Source organism: Paenibacillus yonginensis, assembly GCF_001685395.1.
GTDB classification, from domain to species: domain Bacteria; phylum Bacillota; class Bacilli; order Paenibacillales; family Paenibacillaceae; genus Fontibacillus; species Fontibacillus yonginensis.
This window is the reverse complement of the sequence record NZ_CP014167.1, coordinates 3,056,235-3,076,303: the sequence shown is the minus strand read 5'-3', so window position 1 is coordinate 3,076,303 and position 20,069 is coordinate 3,056,235. Positions and strand designations below refer to the sequence as shown.

Genomic DNA, 20,069 nt, shown 5'->3' with positions numbered 1-20,069 from the left:
ATGCAAGCCTTTTACTGGTTGTTGTGCCCCGCGAATAGGACATTTCATACCCCGGCATTCTGACGGAAGCATTGAGAAATAAAGTTAGTTAGGTTAAATTTATAGTAAAGGTTGTTTGGGTTACGCGAAGAGGCAGTAGAGAGGGGGCAGACCGTGGAGGTAGATCTGGATCATTATATCGAACGGCTGCAAAACGGCTGGACCAAAACGTTTAAGCAAATAGAAAATGACATTATGAGGCATAAAGAGCTTGGGCTTACCGGTCCGCAGTTTCATATGCTGATTTATATTTACCGTAAAGGCCCCTGCAAGGTCAGCGACCTGGCAGATGCGCTCGAGGTGAAGCCGAGTGCCATTACCGTTATGCTGGACCGGCTGGTTCAGAACGGATTTGTTGAGAGGCGCCATGACATGGAAGACCGGAGGGCAGTGCTCGTCTCCTTAACGGAATGCGGGAACCAGGCGATGGAGGAAGGGCGGAAGAAGTCGATCCGAATCGTCAAATGGTATTTGGAACAGCTGGAGCCGTTCGAGGTGGAGAGCCTGGTCAGCATTGTGGAGAAATTATCGGTGATGGAGAAACCGCCCTGGCTGCAAAAATAATACGGACACAAAAGGAAGGAGTGCTTTGGCGCTCCTTCCTTTTGTGTAACTGGTTTCATGAACCCGAATTTTTGGGGCTGCTTCTTTATACGCCTTTAGACGACAGGAGCCTGCCGGCCGCTGCCTGGTTTCCGCTCATGGGGCCGCACAAAGGAATACACGATCCATACCAGCAGGAACAGCTGCGGAATAAAGGTTTCCCAGGTCGGGTAAACTCCCAGCCAGCCTATGGTCGGGAGGCCGCTCTGGCTGTGTGCGGGCAGCCTGCCGGCAATCTGCAGGGCATGCAGGCTTTCGCCGAGAAAACGAAGCACCAAATAATAAATCAATACAGTTGCTGTCAGGAAAAAAGGCCGGATCGGCATCCGGCTGCTGAACCGGATTATGCAGTAGCCCAGTACAGCTAGCCCGGCCAAAGCGCCTGCAATTCCCAGAACCAGCTCAGCCGGGGAGATGGAAGGGGCCATACCGATATAAAATACCGTGGTCTCGGCTCCTTCACGCAAGATCGCCAATCCCGAAAGCGTAAACAGCGACCATAAGCTGCCGCGGGCAATGGCTCCGCCAACCTGTCTGGAGAGGTAGGCATTCCATGCCTGGGTGCTGGATTTACCGTGAAGCCAGGCGCCGATGGTCAGCATCATGACGACAGCAAACAGCCCGGTAATCCCTTCAGTCAGCTCACGTGTGCTGCCGGAGGCTGCCCGGGAGACCGCATAGGTGAGCAGCACGGCAAGGAGACCGCTCAGTACAAGGCCAAGTGCCGCCCCGGACCATATAAATTTGCGGGCGGTCCGGTTATCCGCCCGCTTGGCAAAGGCGAGCAGAGCCGCTACAACCAGGATGGCCTCAAGCCCCTCGCGGAGCATGACAAGCGCAGCGTCCCACGCGCTGTAAGAGGTCACCTTGGAAATAGGCTCAAGCTGGCTTAGCATTTGCCCGATCACCGTTTGGGCTTGATCAGCTGCCGGAGGATTGGAAGCCAGGTATCCGAGCGCCTCCGTCATCCGGTTCTCCGTATTCTGGTAAGCAGAAGGAGACGAGATAGAAACCGCGCCTTCCACGGCCGGCCACATTTCAATAAATTGTTCAAGCTGGCTTTGGGCGCCGCCCGTGTCGCCGGAATCCAGCTGCGCCGAGGCGCCAAGCAATAAAGCTAAGGCATCTCCAAGCGATACACTGCCGGTCTCCGGTGCTTGATCTTTCTGCCCGTCCAGCTTGCCGTGCACATAATCCTGAAGCAGGGTATTCATCTCGGACAGCTCGGAGGCTGCCTGGTCCGCTTTGGCCGGATTAGCCTGCAGGGCCACGCGGATCAGGCTCATTTGGGTCTCCAGCTTGCTGTATAAGCCGAAATGAGCTTGACGGATCGGGTTCTCAAGTTTAGTCCATCCGTCAGTTATGGCTTTGTAGTCCCGTTTGGCCACTTCAAGATCAGACTGCTTCAGATCAGCGGCAACTTTATTGCTCAAGGCCAGCAGCTGGCCGGCGGATTGTTTGCCGGCATCAGCAACTGAAGCTGCCCCGCTTTCCTTGCCGGCGGGATCGCTGGCGTCCGCTGCCTCCAGATAGGCATTCACATCTTTGGCCAGGGCGGATAACGCTTTGGCTGCACTTTCCTTGTCCTGGGCCGCAATGGCTTTCCTGGCGGCCTCGGCCTCTGAGGCGACGCGGCTGTTCATGTCATCCGGTGGAGAAAGATGCTGCCAAGCCAAATTGAATTGGGACAGCTCGCTGGAGGCTTCTGTCCAGTCTCCGCTTCCCGCAGCGACCAGCGCGCCTCCGACCAGCGGCAGCAGGGTATCCAGCACCGTCTGGTCATGATCTCCTGAGGCGTATGCGGAGGTTGAGACTGTGGCTGTGGCCAGCCAAAGCTGGCCAAGAAGCAGAGCTGCTGCCAGCAGAAGACCTGATAACCGCTTGGCGAGCACGGCTTGGTGTGCGCTGTCTGCGTGGTCTGGGTGGTCCGCGGCGTAACCTAACGTCTGTTCGTTCATAAACGTCCCTCTTTCTGCTGAAATTCGTGGTTTCATGATCTTTCCCAGATTAAAAAAGCCGGTCCCCGATATAGCCGCCCTCCGCAACACCCGGGAAGCAGGCGAAGCTGGCGCTGCCGACATGGGTGATATATTCGTTCAGCTTATCCTCAGCCGCTAAAATTTCCTGCATCGCGATAAACTGCTGTTTGATGTTCCGCTGGTAGCAGATGAACATCAAACCCGCATCCAGCTGTCCGGTTTTCAGATCCAGACCGCTGGAATAGGAATAGGCCCGCCGCAGCAGCTTGGTTTTGCCCTCCATATGGGCCAGACGGGAGTGGGCATTCAGGGGGATAACAGGCTTTCCCGCCTCATCTTTGGCGCTAAGATCCAGCGGATCAAATTCATCGCGGGCGCCCAGCGGGGCCCCGCTGTCCCGGTATCGTCCAAAGGTTTGCTGCTGATCATCCAGAGTGGACCGGTCCCAAACTTCAAGGCGCATGCGAATGCGTCTTACCACCATATAGCTTCCATTGGCCATCCAAGAGGCGCCGTCTTCAGGCTGGACCCAAACCACCTGTTTCATCTGTGCGGCGTTATTGACGTCAGGATTGCCGGTTCCGTCTTTGAAGCCCATCAGATTTCGTGGGGTTCCGGCAGTCGGCTCGGCGGCCGTCGTTCGCTGAAACCCTTCCTGCGTCCAGCGCAGCACGGCCGTACCCCTGGCCAACCGGGCTAGGTTGCGCACGGCGTGGAAAGCGACCTGAAGATCATCGGCGCAAACCTGAACGCCAATGTCCCCGCCGCACCATTGCGGCTGTAGCGCGTCGCCGCGGAACTTGGGCAGGTCCGGGAAAGCTGCGGGCCGCTTGGCGGCAAGACCAAACCGGCTGTCAAAGAAGGAAGGCCCCACACCAAAGGTGATCGTTATTTTGGAAGGGATCAACCCGGCCGCTTCCCCAGTGTCGGCGGGAGGCAAGTTGGGATTAGTGTTGGTGGACTCGTTCCCGAGCATCGCTCCCTGCGTCATGCTGGCTGCTGCCGTAGTCCATTTCTTGAACAAAGCCCTGACCTCATCAAGTTTGGTTGCGGTCAGATCAAAGGAAGCGAAACACAGGAAGTTTTGCGAAGGGGTAATAATTCCGGACTGGTGTTCCCCGTAAAAAGGATAAGCCGCCCTGTGGGCCCGCCCGGCATTCAGTACATTTTTGCGGCGGGCAACGGCCTGGGTACCGGTGAACAGCGCCCCGGCCGCCCCGCCGCCCAGCAGAAGACCCAGCCCGCCGACACCGGCCATTTTAAGCACATCCCGCCGGCTTAAGGGTTTATTCAGCAGAGAACCGGGCGTCTTGGCAGGCGTCCCTGTTTCTTTATGATTTATGAGGGTCTCAGAGGATTTCTTCTTCATTGATTACACTCCCAGCAAGGTGCCCATTTGAGACAGCGGTTCAGCCAGCGCGTCCAGGTTCTGGCTTAATTTGCGGACCTCATCTTCTTTAAGCACATCATAAGAGACATAACCGCCGTCTTTGGCATAGGCGTTTAATTCGTCCTGCAGCACTTTAAAGCTGGCGGCGATTTTCTGATCCAGCTCGGCGTCTTTGCCGGCTAGGCTTGGCTGCAGCAGCTCGTAGATTTTTTGGGCACCTTCAACATTTGCAGCGAAATCGTATAGATCGGTGCGCGAATAGCGGTCTTCTTCCCCCGTTACCTTGGAGGTAGATACTTCATTCAGAAGTTCAACCGCTCCTGTAACAAGCAGGGAGGGGGCAATTTCCACAGTCTCGACCTTGGCGCGCAGCAATTTGGTATCGCTCAGCAGGCGGTCTGCAAACTCCTTGGTGCCGTCTGTCGTTTTATCTTCCCATAGGGCTTTCTCCAGACGATGGAAGCCGCGCCATTCCGCAGGATCTACGTCTCCGTCGCGGGCATCAATGCTGGGGTCCAGATCTCCCAAAGCCTCGGCAATCGGCTCAATTCTTTCATAGTGCATTCTTGCAGGGGCATAGAGCTTTTTGGCTTCTTCCAGCTTGCCGCTGTTGATTGCATCCACAAAGGCACCGGTATCCTTCACCAGGGCATCCGTTTCCTGAATGACGTAGGTCCGGTAGCTGTCGATAGCCGAAGTCAAATCAACGGGAGCTGAGGAGTCGGCAGCGTCGGCCGGAGCCTCCGAGGAAATCCCGCTGGAAGCTGGCGCTGCAGCCGCTGCCGAATTGTTGGAATCAGGGGTGTCTGCTACGGTACTGTTGCTGCTGTTTGAGCACCCGGCAGCAATAAGAATGGCTGCTAAAGCCGTTAGGGCAAAGGCATAACGTAGATTCATAATCAAACTCCTTTTTATGTAAGTTTATTTGATAATGATTATCAATTGCAATTGGATAAACCTATCATATTCAGACCTTAGGATTACGTCAATCCCTCCGCGAGAAAAAAAGAAATATAAAATTTGTAATGTCAGAAAATATTGGAAAGGGTAAAATAGGAAGAATAAAGACGTTTGCTGATTGAGGGTATAAAAGAATCTATCTCATCCGATAATGAAAAGAAACGCCAAAATCTGCAGAAACTGAAAGGAGAGATCGCTGATGAACCAATCGCCTGGCTCTGGGAATCTTTATGGGAAAGAAATCATTGTTCCGGAAAATCCGGTATCGCGTTTTCTATTCTCCAGCACGCGGTCTGCTTGGATCTGGCTAATTATCCGATTATATGTTGGTTACGAATGGCTGTCGGCCGGCTGGGAGAAAGTGAATTCAGAGGCTTGGGTTGGTTCCAAGGCGGGAGCCGGCCTGACGGGATTTCTTCAGGGAGCCCTCGCGAAAGCCGAGGCGGGAGGCGAACATGCCGACGTGACCGGATGGTACGCTTCCTTTCTGAGGGAGTTTGTTCTGCCGAACGCCAAGGTTTTTTCTTATCTGGTGGCATTCGGTGAAGTGCTTGTCGGGATCGGATTAATTGTTGGTTTATTGACCGGCATTGCCGCTTTCTTTGGCGGTGTGATGAATGTAAGCTATTTGTTCGCCGGTACGCTCAGCACCAATCCGATTTTGTTTGTGCTGGCGACCTGGCTTGTCATGGCCTGGAAGGTAGCGGGCTGGTACGGGCTTGACCGCTGGGCGCTGCCGAAGCTGGGAACGCCTTGGCGCAGAAGGCTGACGGACCGGGATTAAGAAAAGGTACCGGCCCCTTGTTTGTTCAGGTTTTGAAGCTGAATGACTTATGCCCCGCATAGCGGGGCTTTTTTTGCTCTGCGTGCCCAGCTAAGCACGCATCTTCTAGCCGGTGAAAGTCCGGTCACAGGAGGGGCCAAGCCCCTGTGTAGCTAGGATACCTGCGTATGGCGAAAGCTGTGCGTAGAAGCGTATCGACGAAAGTACCTGTCGGAGACAGGGCGAGCAACATGTCAGGCCGTAACATAAAGTGAATCCTGCCGCGTCGTCAAAAAGGCCTCGCAAGAGGGAAAAGAGGAAGCCGAGCCCCGCGAGCATGGGCGAAGGCCATGGAAGCTGATAAGAACTTGGAGCGTCAGCGAAGAATCCTCCGGCGTAGAGGGATCGGCATGGGATGAAAGAGGATGCAGTGAACTGGGGAGACCCTCCCCTGCACGGAGATTTTTTTTTTCGAAACCGTAAAGAGACGCTCTATAAGCCAAAAGGTGAAGTGATCCGTCTGCAGGAAGGGAGTCCGAGGGGCGAATAGTACCGGGGAACGCAGGACAACACAACCTGCGGGAGGGAAGGCGCCCTGCTTTGTTCAAGCTTCACAAGGAGGTACGAGTGAGTGAATGCCAGAAGGCTAACGACACCAACAGAAAAAGTTCAACAACTCCAAGAGAAGCTAGGTCATGCGGCCAAGACGAGCAAGAGCAGAAAGTTCCATGCACTGTACGACAAAGTCCATCGATTGGATGTGCTACAGGAAGCGTGGCGGAGAGTACGGGCAAACAAAGGAGCGGCAGGCATCGACGGTGAAACCTTGGCAGATATAGCGAAGATGGGTGAAGACCGATTCGTAGCGGAATGCCGAGAACGGCTCCAGAAGAAGTCCTACCGCCCCCAGCCCGTGCGCCGTCACTACATTCCGAAGAAAGACGGACGGAAACGCCCGCTCGGCATTCCAACGGTAAGGGACCGCGTCGTGCAAATGGCAACGAAACTCATAGTGGAACCGATCTTTGAAGCCGATTTTCAGGAATGCTCGTTTGGCTTTCGACCGAAGCGAGGCGCAAAACAAGCGCTGGAGCAAATCCGTAAAGCCTGCAACCGCAAAGGCAATTGGGTGGTCGACGTCGACATCCAAGGCTACTTCGACAACATTAACCAAGAGAAGCTCATGAAACTGGTAGAAATGCGAATCAGCGACAGACGCATTCTCAAGCTCATTCGGCAATGGCTCGGAGCAGGAGTGACGGAGGAAGGAACGGTCAGACGTTCCGATCTGGGAACGCCGCAGGGCGGGGTGATCTCGCCGCTACTGGCGAACATCTACCTGAACTACTTCGACCGATTGTGGGAAAAGCATGGCAAAGAGGTCGGGGAACTCACGCGGTACGCAGACGACTTTGTCGTCGTGTGCAAGACAAAGAAAGATGCGCTCCATGGGTACAAACTCATTCAAGCGATAATGGAGCGTCTGGAACTGACCTTGCATCCGGAAAAGACGCGGATTGTGGGGATATGGACGGGAGAAGAAGGGTTTGACTTCCTCGGCATGCACCACCGGAAGACGAAAGCAGAAACGGGGCAGAACCGCGTGTACTATACGACGCAACAATGGCTCTGTGTTAAAGCAGAGAAACACATTCGGGAAGTCGTTAAAGAACGACTCGCGCCGCCGAAAATGCGGCACGTTTCGTTCCAAGAACATGTGGACTGGCTCAACCTGAGAATCCAAGGCTGGAAGAACTACTATTCGACGCCATACAGTTCCAAATGGATGACAAAGTTAGATGGGTACATCCGCACAAGGCTAACGAAGTGGTACGCAAAGAAGCGCCAACGTAGTCGCTGGCGCAGTTCTGGAAATGAGGTTAAGTTGCTCTGCCAAATGTATGGACTCAAAACGCTTTTGTAAGTCGCACGCACATGAATGACGAACATCGGAAAGCCGTATGAGGGAAAACCTCACGTACGGTTTGATGAGGAGGGGCTGAAAAAAAAAAAAAAAACTCAGCCCTTTACTCTAGCAAAGGCAGCTGAAGTGAAAAGCGAAGCTGTTTGAGCCGGTGTGACTTTTTTTACAAATCTGCGGCTTTCTCTTACTATAACTATATAAAGGGTAAAACTCATCCAAGAGGACGGGGAGGAACGGATAATGGGGCAATATATCATGGCTCTGGATCAAGGCACGACCAGCTCGCGGGCTATTTTATTCGACAGGGAAGGACGGATGGTGCATTCGGCGCAGCACGAGTTCCCGCAATATTTTCCAAAGCCGGGTTGGGTGGAGCAAAATGCCAATGAAATCTGGGGTTCCATTCTGGCGGTGATTGCCTCTTGTTTGTCGGAATCTGGCGTGAAGGCGGCGGATGTCAGCGGCATCGGGATCACAAACCAGCGGGAGACCGCTATCGTCTGGGATAAAAATACGGGCATCCCCGTCTACAACGCCATCGTCTGGCAGTCCCGGCAAACGTCGGAGATATGCGAGGATTTGAAACGGCGGGGTTTGCAGGAGCTTTTTCATCAAAAAACAGGCCTGCTTATCGATCCTTATTTCTCAGGTACCAAAGTGAAGTGGATCCTGGATCACGTAGACGGCGCCAGGGAGCGGGCAGAACGCGGGGAGCTGCTGTTCGGCACCGTGGATTCCTGGCTGATTTGGAAGCTGTCGGGCGGTCTTGTTCATGTTACCGATTACTCGAACGCTTCGCGTACGCTGATGTACAACATCCACGAGCTGGGCTGGGATGAGGAGCTGCTTGACATTTTGGAGATTCCGAAAGCGATGTTGCCGGAGGTCCGCTCGTCCTCCGAGGTTTATGCCCATACGGTGGAATATCATTTCTTCGGCGCCCGGGTGCCGATCGCAGGGGCTGCAGGAGACCAGCAGGCAGCTTTGTTCGGCCAAACCTGTTATGAAGAAGGCATGGTCAAAACAACCTACGGCACGGGCTGCTTTATGCTGATGAACACCGGCAGCAGACCCGTGGACTCGGAACACGGCCTCATCACTTCTATTGCCTGGGGAATAAACGGCAAAGTGGAATATGCGCTGGAGGGCAGCATTTTTGTGGCGGGCTCCGCGGTGCAGTGGCTGCGCGACGGACTGCGGATGATCAAATCGGCGAAGGACAGCGAAACGTATGCGCAGAGGGTCACTTCTACGGAAGGCGTGTACGTGGTGCCTGCTTTTGTTGGTCTGGGCAGCCCTTATTGGGACAGCGACGTCCGGGGCGCCGTGTTTGGTTTGACGCGCGGCACCAGCAAGGAGCATTTTATCCGCGCGACGCTGGAGTCGCTTGTCTACCAGACGAAGGATATTCTGCAAGCGATGGAACAGGATTCGGGCATCGCGGTGCCGACGCTGCGCGCCGACGGTGGGGCAGTGGCCAACCGCTTCCTGATGGAGTTCCTCAGCGGACTGCTGGATGTGCCGGTCGAGGTGCCGGAAATCAGCGAAACGACGGCGCTGGGCGCGGCGTATCTCGCCGGCCTGGCCGTCGGTTTCTGGAGCAGCCGCGAGGAGATCTGCAGCAAATCGAAGCTTGCGCAGCGGTATGAGCCGGCGATGCCGCAGGAGGAGCGGGAAGTCCTGTACAGCGGCTGGAAAAAAGCCGTTCAGGCCGCGATGGCGTTTAAATAAACGGGTCTGGCCGAGGCTTGCGAGTATCCCGGGAGTTCGCCCATTTTTAATCCGCCGTCGCACCAATAAGTGGACCCCCTCATAAAATGTGTTGACTGTATCCCTTAACCTTGTTAGACCACAAAACCCGGGCAAGGAGGGGTGACACATTTTGAAGGGCAGCGATCGCAACAGCAAATTTTTGCTTACTCATCGGGAGCGGGAAGTGTTTGAACTGCTTGTGCAGGACAAAACGACTCGGGACATTGCAGAACAACTGTTTATAAGTGAAAAAAACCGTCCGAAACCACATCTCGAATGTCATGCAAAAACTTAACGTCAAGGGCCGCGCACAAGCGGTAGTCGAGCTGATCAAGCTTGGGGAACTTAAGATATAGTCGCTTCATTTCAAGTCCCCAAAATGCAAATAGCCTTTCCGGCTTCCCTGATGGGAAACGGGAAGGCTTTTTTGTCGGGAATAGGCGAAAATACAAAAACAAGCGACGGCCGTTAATCCGGCATCGCTTGTTACAAGTTAAGGTTAAATAGGCAGCGGGCAAACCTTGCTGGAGATGCAGCTTCATGCTCGTGGCCTGACACCGGAGAAGAATTCTTCAACAACTTCAACATCCTGCGACTAGTGTGAAATACTTACAGTTCACGTGTCGGATGCAGCTTGTAAAAATATTTGTATCCGTTCCAGACTTCTTCTGGATTTTCGTAATCCTGAATCACAGCCATATCCTCCAACCGGGCATCCGGTGACTGGAACTAGCTTTTAATTCTTCCACTAAGTCAAATCGACCTGGATATAAAGCAGCTACTTCTTGCCATTTCATCGGGCTTCACCTCGTTTGGTTTTGCATTAAATCTATTGTAATATAAAAATATTTTGTTTTACGTGCTTCAAGCCAAATCTAGAAGTGATGTAGAAACTGAAAACCCGCTTTAGAGGAGGAAAGGCATGTGTCCTTTTGACCAGGGTTTGCTTTTCATCCTATTCCGTAGACTCTTTATCCAACAGTCAATCCTCATTGGAAGCCAAGGGAAGCCTGTTCTTGACCATTGCTTCGAACCCCGAGTGGGCAAGGTGAGGATATTTCAGGCAATGTTTATGGTAGCTGGCGACGATCTTGCGATGAAGCGCATGGTCCCCAGGAAAACCCAGCTCATCCTTCACCACCTGCTCGACGCCTTTCTGGCGGAGAAGAGCTTGCAGCTGCACCGCTTCCGGATCTTTGGAAGAATCAAACAACAGGGCGGCCGCTATGGCCGACACGAGATACTCCGTTTTAAACCCGGCCTCGTTCGCCTTACGGGTGGGGGAAATGAGTCGGTCATCTGGGGACAGCTTGCGCAGCGGAGAACGGGCGACGCGGAGAATTTGATCGTTAAAATGCGGATTGGCGAAACGCTCCAGCATTTGCTCGATATAAAGCTCATGTTTGAAGGCATCAAAGCCGTGTTCGGCAACCAGCATCCGGCCGGTTTCCAGCATGGCTCCTTTAACCTTGGAACGGATACCCGGGTCGCGCATGGCATCATGAATGGTGCCGTACCCTTCCAAATAACCGTAATAAGCCGCGCAGCAGTGGCCGGTATTTACCGTAAACAGTTTGCGTTCTACATAGGGATGAAGCGAATCGGCAAATTTAGCGCCCTGAATAGGGGGGAGCTCGCCAATTAGCTGGCTGCGGTCGATCACCCATTCGCAGAAAGGCTCCACCATGACCCGCAGGGGATCCCTGTGCTTCTGAACCGGTACGATGCGGTCGACAACCGTGTTGGGAAAAGCGACCCGCGTCTCCGCCAGTTCGGCTTCGGACGGCCTTAAATGCTGCCCCACCCATTTCTTCAGGAGGCTGCTGGCTCCGATGCCGTTTTCACAGGCCATCACATGCAGCGGTCCGGCTTGGGGAAATTTCTTCAGTCTCAGACTGATGCCTTTGGCAATCGCCTCTGATATATCTTTTAAAGCACTCACACCCACGGCGGTCGTCACGATGTCGGCTTCTGCAATGGAGGCGGCAACGGCATGATCTTCGCCCAAGCTGAGCGCGGTCACATTATGAACGAGGAAGGAATCCCGGTCTTCGTTGGCGAGCACCACCGGATACTGCCGGCGTCTCTTCAGTTCGTCTACCTTTTTCTTGTTCCTAGCGATAAAACAAACCTCATACCCGGATTGGGACAATACCGGGCCGATAAATCCTCTTCCGATATTGCCGGCGCCAAAGTGTACAGCTTTCATAGAGTTGTTCCTCCTTATTCGGTCAGGTTATGCTGACGAGGTCAAGGCCAGGACAAGCGGAAGAAAGCAGTTGGGGCAACAATCGAGATACAGGAATCCATTCTCCCGTGCCTTGGTTTCCGTTGACCACGTGGATAGCGGGTAACGCTTTAGAGACAGGGGCGGTGTCAGATCTGCTAAACTCAGGCTTCAAGAAAAAGCTTGCGGGATACGACATGGTCAAAATCGAGGTCACTTAAACGACTGGTTTGGTGATGCGGAGTTTGAAACTCAAGAAACCGGGTGATTTCGTTGGGAATCACAACGCAGTGCAGTCCTGCGGCCGCCGCAGCTCTGGAGCCGTTCGGCGAATCCTCGATCGCAACGGTCTCTTCGGGTTTCAGGTTCAGGCATTGCAGCGCCTGCTGGTACAGCTCGGGGTCAGGTTTCACTTTTGCTACATCGTCCGAGGTTTTGATACATTCGAAATAATCGGTGATGCCGAGCTGATCCAGATGTTTCTCTACCCACTCCCTGGAGGAGCTTGAGGCAATGCCCAGCTTCAGGTTGGCTTCTTTGGCCGCATCCAGATACTGCTGAATACCAGGCCGGATCGCTTCCAGCTCCATCAGCTCGCTGTGGCGGCGGTGGATGGACTGCCTGAATGCCTCTTTATCGAGCGGCAGCTTCAAATCGGTCATCAGGTACTCATAAGGATTGAAGTCGTTTAGATCCGTTCCGATGCAGGTGGAGTACTGCTCGAGCGTCAGCTCAACCCCATGTTCGGCATAAGCGTCTCTAAACGCATAATACCAAGCTGTCTCTGTGTCAATAATCGTGCCGTCAAAATCAAAAATAAATCCTTTGATCAAAACTCATCATCCCCTTTTTCTAGTAGATTGGTGAGGTTTCATCCTGCAGACGAGCCAAAAATTTGTATGCTTCATTTGGAATAAAAAGTAATTTTCGGCTTCTTGTTAACTACCCTATCATGGGAAAAAGTGAAGCGTCAAGGCGATGGAACGCCATCTGCACGAATGGTTGCGCTTACAAAAGGGCTCAATTAACCGTTTACAAATTGAGTTATTTTTGCCCTATGAGGACGCTTTAACGACGGTTAATTGTCTGGCCAAGAAGCTGCGCAACTCCAGTAGTATCAAAGGTTTGGGACAATGGGCGGCTTTAAGCCTGCCGTTAAGAACGGACATGCCGGCAAACAGAGAAAGCTAAAGCGAGAATTAAAAAAGACTGATAAAATTTTGCAATGGGCTAATTTAGATGGGATGGGATAGTATATATATCCAGTTATGGATCGTTTATCAAGCTGAAATCAAAGAAAAACCGCCCATTCCTCTCTGGAGTTCAGAGCGAAACGGGCGGTTGGTGTCAGGAAATTTTACAGAGATCTCAGGTATTCGACAATGGTCAGAAGACCTTTATCGAAGTTCTCGAGATTAAAATGCTCGTTTGGCGCATGCAGGTTCTCGTCTGGAAGACCAAAGCCCATCAGCACGGCCGGAGCCTTCAGCACGCGGGACAAGGTTTCGACGATCGGAATCGAGCCTCCGTCTTTCGTGAAGAGGGCGCGGGTTCCGTACACTTTTTCATAGGCGTCAGCGGCTTTCTGCAGCATCGGCTGGGAAGGGTCGATATTGAAAGCAAAAGCTTTCTCACCCGGATAGAACGTCAGCACAGCGCCGGTTGGCACATTAGCTTTGAGATGGCGTTCGATTTTCTCCAAAATGTCATGCGGATTCTGGTTGGCCACCAGACGGCAGGTGATTTTGGCATGCGCTTCCTTAGGGATAACCGTTTTGGAGCCTTCGCCCTGGAAGCCGCCGTACAGGCCGTTAATCTCCAGGGTAGGACGGGCGCCAACGCGCTCTACAAACGTATAACCCGGTTCGCCGAACAGGGAAGTCAGGCCGAGATCCTGTTTCAGCTTCTCCTCATTAAACTGCTGCTTCTCGAATTCGGCATGCATTTCAGGCGAAAGTGGAGCGACATCGTCGTAGAAGCCTTCAACGGCCACACGTCCTTCCACGTCATGAAGCGAGTTCAGCAGAGTGACGATGGCATGCAGGGCATTGGGTACGCCGCCGCCAAAAGAGCCGGAATGAAGGTCGGTGTTGGCCGTGTTGATCGTCAGCTCCAGAGAGCACAAACCGCGCAGACCCGTGGAGATAGCTGGTTTGCCTTTTTCAATCAGGGAAGTGTCGGAGATCAGCACCGCGTCGGCTGCCAGCTTATCTTGATGCTGCTCGAGGTAAATCGGCAGATTCGGGCTGGATACCTCTTCTTCGCCTTCAATGCAGAATTTGATATTGACCGGAAGTTCTTTCTCTTCGGCAAGAATGGCTTCAACGGCTTTGATATGTAAAAATACCTGGCCTTTGTCGTCCGTTGCGCCGCGCGCGAAAAGCTTTCCGTCACGGACATCCGGCTCGAACGGAGGCGTCTGCCAAAGGTTCAGCGGATCCACAGGCTGCACGTCATAGTGGCCGTATACCAGAATCGTCGGTTTGCCCGGCGCATGCAGATGGTCGGCGTACACGATTGGATGGCCTTTTGTTTCGTTGATGGAGACATTTTCGAGTCCGGCGCGTTTCAAGGTATCGGCGAGCCACTGGGCCGCACGGTTCACGTCGGGTTTATGCTGCGAAATAGCGGAGATACTCGGAATAGAGAGCCATTCCTTGAGTTCATTTAAATGTTGTTCTCTGCGGTTCTCAAAATAAGTTTGGTAGCTCATTTGATTATCTAATCCTCCCTGGCATCAATCTATGGTCTATTGTACTACGTTTTGGTTGACAGCGGAAATGGAGACAGCACACGTTGATCCATTGGATAAACATGGATGAATCCTGATTTTTTGGCTAACCTTAATATAACCTTAAAAAGATGAAGAATAATTTTTAGTAAACGTTAAGGTTTTTACATCAAATTTCTGGTATCTTAATAAAAGCTTAGAAATTCAGAAGGGAGTCACGTATTAATGACTGAAGAGAAAAAAGATTTGCAGGGATCAACCCCTAACGCTTCCGAGCCTGTAGAAGAGAATCAGGTTCCAGAAGCCGAAGCTGAACATAAAGCAGAAACTTCCGAGGGACAAGCTCCTGAAGAAGTTCAAGAGCAAGAGGTGCAAGCCGAAGACAAACGTGATGAGGAAGGCTCAATCGTGACCGGGCTGGACGCAAGCAGCGAAGCATTGGCTGTCATGCAAGCTGAAGACGCTTCCGAAACGCCGGTGAATGAAGAACCACCGGTGAATCGCGGAAACAGCAGCCTATGGATGGGTATTTCGCTTATTCTGGCTGTTCTGCTTGTTATTTCCTTGTTTACGAACCCCTTTGCTCAAAAGGATTCCGAAAAAGCGGTTGCGACTGTCAATGATGCCAAAATCACCAAAGGCCAGCTGTACGATGCCTTGGTGAAAGCCGGCGGAGAGCAGACGCTGAGCGGTATGATCGACGACGAGCTGATCCGTCAGGAAGCCGTTAAAGCCAATGTTCAAGTGACCGACGCAGACGTTAAGAAAGAAAGAGATTTCTACATCACGCAGTTTGGTTCCGAAGATGCGCTGAACCAGCTGCTTGCCCAATACGGCATGACTAACGAGGATTTCGACAAGCAGCTTCACAAAGAAGCCCAGATTCGCAAGCTGCTTGAGCCTAAAGTAACGGTTACGGATGATCAGATCAAATCTTATTTTGATCAGAACAAAGCCCAATTCAATACGCCTGCACAGGTACAAGCTTCTCAAATCGTAGTGGCCACCGAGAAGGAAGCCAAAGATATCATCTCCCAGCTGAAAGGCGGATCGGATTTTGCTGCTTTGGCTAAAGAGAAATCGACAGATACCACTACCAAAGACAAAGGCGGAGACCTTGGTTTCTTTGCGAAAGATTCGGGAACGGTAGATCCGGCGATCGAAACCGCTGCATTCGGGCTGAAGAAAAACGATATCAGCTCGGCTGTCAAAACGTCCGATGGCCAATATGCCGTCGTTAAAGTTACAGATACCAAAGAAGCCCATACTGCAACTTTGGAAGAGAAGAAAGCAGACATCAAGGACCTTCTGATTACCCAGCAAGTGTCAACCATGTCGACTTCCTGGCTGGATGATTTGAGATCCAAAGCGACTATCAACAATTCGCTGACCGGAAACGCCGCTTCCGATGAAACGGCTGCGGAAGGAACAGCAAACGAATAATCTCTTGAGCAGTGTTAAAGCTAACAAGCAGCAGACCGGGAACCCCTGGCTGCTGCTTTTTTCATACTGCTTGAGCCGAGTTCTTCCGGTTCGGCCCGGCAGGGTATTTGAAATGGCCGCAAAGGGTTATAAAATAAGGGTACACCGATGACGGAAAAAGGGGTCGGTAAGATGGGTGAGTGGTATGAACACAGCTTTGGCGAAGACTATTTGCTGGTTTATAAACACAGGGATGAGCAGGGGGCAAGACAGGAAGTCCGGCAGATGATCGAGTGGCTGAAGCTTGAGCCCGGAGCTAAAATTCTTGATTTATGCTGCGGGACCGGACGGCATTCCCTTGCGCTTCAGCAATCCGGTTATCACATGACCGGGGTTGATTTGTCCGACGTGCTGCTGCGCGAGGCTATCCGCAAGGATCCGGACGGGCTGATTACGTGGCTGAAGGCTGATATGCGCAGCCTCCCGCTTGCGGATGGGCAGTTTGACGCTGTGGTGGACCTGTTTACCTCCTTTGGTTATTTTATTCACGATTCAGAGCATTTGAAGGTGCTCGAAGAAATCCGGAGGGTGCTGAAGCCTGGCGGACGTTTTGTGATTGACTTCCTGAATGCCGATTATACCGTGCGGAACCTGGTTCCGCAGTCCGAGCGGGTCGATGACGGGCAAAGGATCAAAGAAACGCGTTGGATCGAAGAAGGTTTTGTGAAGAAGAAGATCGAAATTACAAAGGCTGAAGGTGAACCGGGCGAAAGCCGGCGCTATGAGGAACGTATTAAGCTTTATTCGCTGGACCAGTTCAAGCAAATGTTTGGCCAGGCCGGTCTGCAGCTTGATGAGGTGCATGGAAGCTACAGCGACCGAGATCCGTATGATGAACATAACTCCAAGCGTATGATTATGGTGGGAAGAAGGATGCAGAATGCCTGAGAAGTCTGAAGAATCAGAAATGGCAGATATTAAAAAATGGCTGGATGGAAGGCTGTTTCAGCTTCCAATCTCCATGGCGCCGCCGCTGCGGTCCGTGAACAGTTATTTGCTGCGCGATCCCCTTTCGGGGGAGCTGACGATTATTGACCCCGGCCCCCGTTCGGAGACGGCGGAGCAAGAATGGGAGAGGGCCGCAAAGCTGTTTGAGATTGGCCGGCAGCAGGTCAAACAAATTATCGTGACCCATCATCATCCGGACCATTTCGGCATGGCCGGCTGGCTGCAGCAGCGGTTTGAAGCGCCGGTGTTCATGTCGGAGGCCGCTCATCTGGAAGCTTTGCGGATGTGGCGGCCGGACAGATCCATGAACCGTGCGCTGCCGGAGCTGTTCCGGCAGCACGGCTTTCCGGAGCCGCTTGCAAGCCAGCTGCCGGAACATTTGGAGAGCTTCTACCGGCAGGTTGAGCCAATGCCGGAAGTAACGTATGTCGATGAAAGCTGTCAGGTGGAAATGGGAGGCTGGCGCTGGCAGCCGGTGCTGACCGGAGGGCATGCCACCGGTCACTTATCCTTTTATCAGGCTGACGAACACGTCATGCTCTGCGGGGATGCCGTGCTGCCGCAAATTTCGCCGAATATCAGCTTCTATCCTGGCGGAGATGAGCAGCCGCTGCTTGCCTTCATGGAAGGTTTAAGGAAGCTGGGCCGTTATGAGGTGAACCAGGCGTTCCCGGGGCATCGCCATCCGTTTGATTTCTTTCGTTCACGGGTGGAACTGCTGCTTGATCATCATGAGGAGCGGCTGGCCAGAGTGTCCGAGCTGCTGCAGGAAGGAGCCCAGACCGGTTATACGGTTTGCGAAGCTCTTTTCGGGGTAAGGCCGGGCATTCATCAGATGAGGTTTGCGATGTCGGAAACCTTGGCGCATCTGGTCGAGCTGGTACGCAGACAAGAAGCGGAGATGACGCAGGACGCAGGCGGCCTCTATCGTTTCACCAGCCGAAAGGCAGCCCGCATTTATTAAGAAGAGAAAGTCAAAACAAAAGCTGTCCAGGACAAGATCGCAGGATCTGTTCCGGGCAGCTTTGTTTGTTAGAGAGAGGTTCCTTTCTCGGCCAGGGTATCCACGGAATCCTCCCCGCGTGCCTGCTCGCGTTCCGCCTGCTTGCGGTGGGCAATCCGGCTGCTTGCGGCCGCAGCTACGGCCCCGACAATGTCATCAAGATATGTGTTCACAGGGCCGAGGCTTTTATCGTTCAGACGCTCCAGCACACCGGGTTTGAGTTTGTCCACGTAGCCATAGTTTGTAAATCCAATGCTCCCATACACATTAACAATCGAAAAAGCGAGGATTTCATCTACTCCATACAGGCTTTCATCGTATTTGATCATGTCCTGCAGCTCGGGAATCAGCAGGTTCTGCTCGCATAAAATATCCAGCTGAATCCCGGTAAGCACGGCGTTTTGCACTTCCCGCTTAGACAATACCCGCTCGACGTTATGGATACACTCTTCCATGGTGAGATTGGGGTAATATTTCTTCTGCAGCAGCATGACCAGCTCTGCGATTTCCTCGATCTTCACGCCGCGTCGCTCGAGCCAATATTTGGTGGCTTCAGCGACTTTTTTACTGTTCAGGGCATAAGGGGTTTTTGGTTCTTCCATTCTCTGATCACCTCGTTCTTAGCATCTTTAATAAGCTGTCCAAATCTGCAAAAAATATAGTTATTTTTCACAGGAAGGCTCGTATACATAGTAGTACAAACCAGCCCAATAAACGTAGGGAGGAACCCCATTCATGAAACGTATGAAACACTGGAAAAAGACGGCCGCCGCCAGCGCGGTTACGCTGCCGCTTCTCTTATCAGGCTGCTCCCTGATCGGAGCCGGCCCCTCTGCCAACATCGATGCTCCGCCGGCTAATGTAGAAACCCAGATGTTAAGCGGCATAACGCCGACTGCGGCTGAAGTCCAGCATGATCCGGCAACCTTGACAACGGTCTATCTGGACAATGGACAAGGCCTGCTTGCCCCGGTTTCACTGCCGATTGATGGAGACAAAGGTACCGCCGACAATGCGAAAAATACCGGAGGATCGGCTTCTGAAGGCTCCGGGGCCCAGCAAACCTCCGCCGCCGATCCTCTTGCAGATGAAAGCTCCTCCGGCGACGCTTCCAGTCTGACGACCCAGGCGGATCAAAGCCAGGATCCTCCAGCCGCCGCGGATGATTCGGCGAGCGCGGAAGACTCTGCAGATGAAGCCGGGCAGCAAGCCGACGAGACTTCGGCGGAAGTTCAGGATTCTTCGAATCAAGTTTCGTCTGATGCTTCCAATGCAGACGTTTCGAATGACAAGCTGGTCAAGAGTCTGGAGACCCTGGTCAAAAACGGCCCTTACCAAAGTCAGCTGCCGCTCGGCTTCAGCGGGGTTCTGCCCGAGGGCACCGAAGTCAAAAGCGTGACGCTTAAAGCTGATCAGAAGCTGGCTGTTGTGGAATTTTCCAAAGGTTTCGAAAATTACGACAAAGCCGATGAACGCAAAATCCTCGAGTCTGTCACCTGGACGCTTACCGAACAGCCTGGCGTGGATTCCGTTGAAGTTTGGGTGGATGGTCAGCGTTTGAATGAAATGCCGGTAGACCATACGCCGATTTCATACCCGTTAAGCCGAGCAGTAGGCATCAATCTGGAATTGACCGGGGGGACCAGCGTCTCCCAGACAACGCCGGTGACGGTGTATTTCACCGCAACCTCCGAGGACGGCTCCTCTTATTTTGTACCCGTTACCCGGTTTGTTCCAAACAGCGACGATCCGCTGAAAGCTGCGCTTGGCCAGCTGATCAACGGTCCTCAGCAGGGGGACGGGCTGGAGCAGGTCCTCACCGAAACCGCCTCGCTGAAGTCGGTTGAATCCAAAGACGGTGTGGTCAGCGTTGCGATGAACGATGACATGTTTGAAAGCGGAGAGCGGATTCCGGCGCAAATGCTGGAGGCAGTTGTGCTGACCGTTACCGAGAACGCCAAAGGCAGCAAGGTCAACATTACCTTTAACGACAGCAAAAATGTGGTGGATACCGAAAACAAAACGTACAGCAGCCCGGTTGCCCGCCCGGAAAAAATTAATGACCTGTCCGTTTAATCAGGCATGTTCCTGAACAAAATGGATCAAAATATCGGAGACCAGAGGGTCTCTTTTTTTTGCCTGCCGGTTTGTGCGGAGGTTTGTATAGGTGTGAGTACGGAAGGCGGGGTGCTTTTGCCGGGTGACTTTGGTAGAATAAGGAGAAGCAACGCAAGGCCCCGCAATGTGGGGATCTAAGGAGGACAACAG

Annotated in this window: 16 protein-coding genes and 1 pseudogene; 10 read left to right on the top strand and 7 right to left on the bottom strand. The window is 52.9% G+C overall.

Going from position 1 to position 20,069, the window contains the following annotated elements; translation table 11 throughout:
- Positions 1 to 153 precede the first annotated feature (153 nt).
- The gene (locus AWM70_RS13940; RefSeq protein ID WP_237167716.1) at positions 154 to 603 is read left to right on the top strand and encodes a MarR family winged helix-turn-helix transcriptional regulator; all 450 of its coding nucleotides are present in this window, start codon (positions 154 to 156) and stop codon (positions 601 to 603) included.
- 95 nt (positions 604 to 698) lie between these two features.
- Here the strand turns inward: AWM70_RS13940 and AWM70_RS13935 are convergent, their stop codons facing one another.
- Genes AWM70_RS13935 through efeO form a run of 3 tightly spaced genes read right to left on the bottom strand, consistent with a single transcriptional unit; the run spans position 699 to position 4,908 of the window.
- On the bottom strand, positions 699 to 2,600 hold the full coding sequence (locus AWM70_RS13935; protein ID WP_083180309.1) for an FTR1 family iron permease: 1,902 nt from the start codon (positions 2,598 to 2,600) through the stop codon (positions 699 to 701).
- A 49-nt stretch (positions 2,601 to 2,649) separates the two neighbouring features.
- The gene (gene efeB, locus AWM70_RS13930; protein WP_083180308.1) at positions 2,650 to 3,990 is read right to left on the bottom strand and encodes an iron uptake transporter deferrochelatase/peroxidase subunit; all 1,341 of its coding nucleotides are present in this window, start codon (positions 3,988 to 3,990) and stop codon (positions 2,650 to 2,652) included.
- Positions 3,991 to 3,993: 3 nt separating this feature from the next.
- Positions 3,994 to 4,908 (bottom strand): iron uptake system protein EfeO, encoded by a 915-nt coding sequence (gene efeO, locus AWM70_RS13925; protein ID WP_068697340.1) that lies wholly within the window; start codon positions 4,906 to 4,908, stop codon positions 3,994 to 3,996.
- Positions 4,909 to 5,170: 262 nt separating this feature from the next.
- Between efeO and AWM70_RS13920 the strand changes: the two genes are divergently transcribed.
- From AWM70_RS13920 to AWM70_RS13905, 4 genes and pseudogenes are all read left to right on the top strand, one after another.
- Complete coding sequence (locus tag AWM70_RS13920) at positions 5,171 to 5,755, top strand: DoxX family protein (RefSeq protein ID WP_068697338.1); 585 nt, start codon at positions 5,171 to 5,173, stop codon at positions 5,753 to 5,755.
- 739 nt (positions 5,756 to 6,494) lie between these two features.
- Positions 6,495 to 7,658: a group II intron reverse transcriptase/maturase gene (gene ltrA, locus AWM70_RS13915; RefSeq protein ID WP_237167918.1), complete on the top strand. Its 1,164-nt coding sequence runs from the start codon at positions 6,495 to 6,497 to the stop codon at positions 7,656 to 7,658.
- Positions 7,659 to 7,898: 240 nt separating this feature from the next.
- Positions 7,899 to 9,389, top strand: coding sequence for a glycerol kinase GlpK (glpK, locus tag AWM70_RS13910; RefSeq protein WP_068697336.1), 1,491 nt, complete (start codon positions 7,899 to 7,901; stop codon positions 9,387 to 9,389).
- Between the two features lie 151 nt (positions 9,390 to 9,540).
- Positions 9,541 to 9,766, top strand: a pseudogene (locus tag AWM70_RS13905) (helix-turn-helix domain-containing protein).
- 626 nt (positions 9,767 to 10,392) lie between these two features.
- Here AWM70_RS13905 and AWM70_RS13895 read toward each other — a convergent pair.
- Positions 10,393 to 11,619, bottom strand: coding sequence for a mannitol-1-phosphate 5-dehydrogenase (locus tag AWM70_RS13895; RefSeq protein WP_068697335.1), 1,227 nt, complete (start codon positions 11,617 to 11,619; stop codon positions 10,393 to 10,395).
- A 182-nt stretch (positions 11,620 to 11,801) separates the two neighbouring features.
- Positions 11,802 to 12,470, bottom strand: a complete 669-nt coding sequence (locus tag AWM70_RS13890; protein ID WP_068697332.1) for an HAD family hydrolase — start codon at positions 12,468 to 12,470, stop codon at positions 11,802 to 11,804.
- A gap of 145 nt (positions 12,471 to 12,615) precedes the next feature.
- Between AWM70_RS13890 and AWM70_RS23290 the strand changes: the two genes are divergently transcribed.
- A complete protein-coding gene (locus AWM70_RS23290) occupies positions 12,616 to 12,828 on the top strand; it encodes a hypothetical protein (RefSeq protein ID WP_151208757.1) in 213 nt (70 codons plus the stop codon).
- Between the two features lie 166 nt (positions 12,829 to 12,994).
- Here the strand turns inward: AWM70_RS23290 and AWM70_RS13885 are convergent, their stop codons facing one another.
- On the bottom strand, positions 12,995 to 14,350 hold the full coding sequence (locus AWM70_RS13885; RefSeq protein ID WP_068697330.1) for a dipeptidase: 1,356 nt from the start codon (positions 14,348 to 14,350) through the stop codon (positions 12,995 to 12,997).
- A 243-nt stretch (positions 14,351 to 14,593) separates the two neighbouring features.
- On the opposite strand from AWM70_RS13885, the gene AWM70_RS13880 reads away from it, so the two are divergent.
- From AWM70_RS13880 to AWM70_RS13870, 3 genes are all read left to right on the top strand, one after another.
- Entirely contained in the window at positions 14,594 to 15,811 is a 1,218-nt protein-coding gene (locus AWM70_RS13880; protein WP_068697328.1) for a peptidyl-prolyl cis-trans isomerase, read from the top strand.
- A 171-nt stretch (positions 15,812 to 15,982) separates the two neighbouring features.
- Entirely contained in the window at positions 15,983 to 16,738 is a 756-nt protein-coding gene (locus AWM70_RS13875) for a class I SAM-dependent methyltransferase (protein ID WP_068697326.1), read from the top strand.
- A gap of 19 nt (positions 16,739 to 16,757) precedes the next feature.
- Positions 16,758 to 17,762 (top strand): MBL fold metallo-hydrolase, encoded by a 1,005-nt coding sequence (locus AWM70_RS13870; RefSeq protein WP_068700674.1) that lies wholly within the window; start codon positions 16,758 to 16,760, stop codon positions 17,760 to 17,762.
- 68 nt (positions 17,763 to 17,830) lie between these two features.
- Here AWM70_RS13870 and AWM70_RS13865 read toward each other — a convergent pair whose 3' ends face one another.
- Positions 17,831 to 18,403, bottom strand: a complete 573-nt coding sequence (locus AWM70_RS13865) for a phosphatidylglycerophosphatase A family protein (RefSeq protein WP_068697324.1) — start codon at positions 18,401 to 18,403, stop codon at positions 17,831 to 17,833.
- A gap of 133 nt (positions 18,404 to 18,536) precedes the next feature.
- On the opposite strand from AWM70_RS13865, the gene AWM70_RS13860 reads away from it, so the two are divergent.
- On the top strand, positions 18,537 to 19,877 hold the full coding sequence (locus AWM70_RS13860) for a GerMN domain-containing protein (protein ID WP_068697322.1): 1,341 nt from the start codon (positions 18,537 to 18,539) through the stop codon (positions 19,875 to 19,877).
- The last annotated feature ends 192 nt before the right edge of the window (positions 19,878 to 20,069 follow it).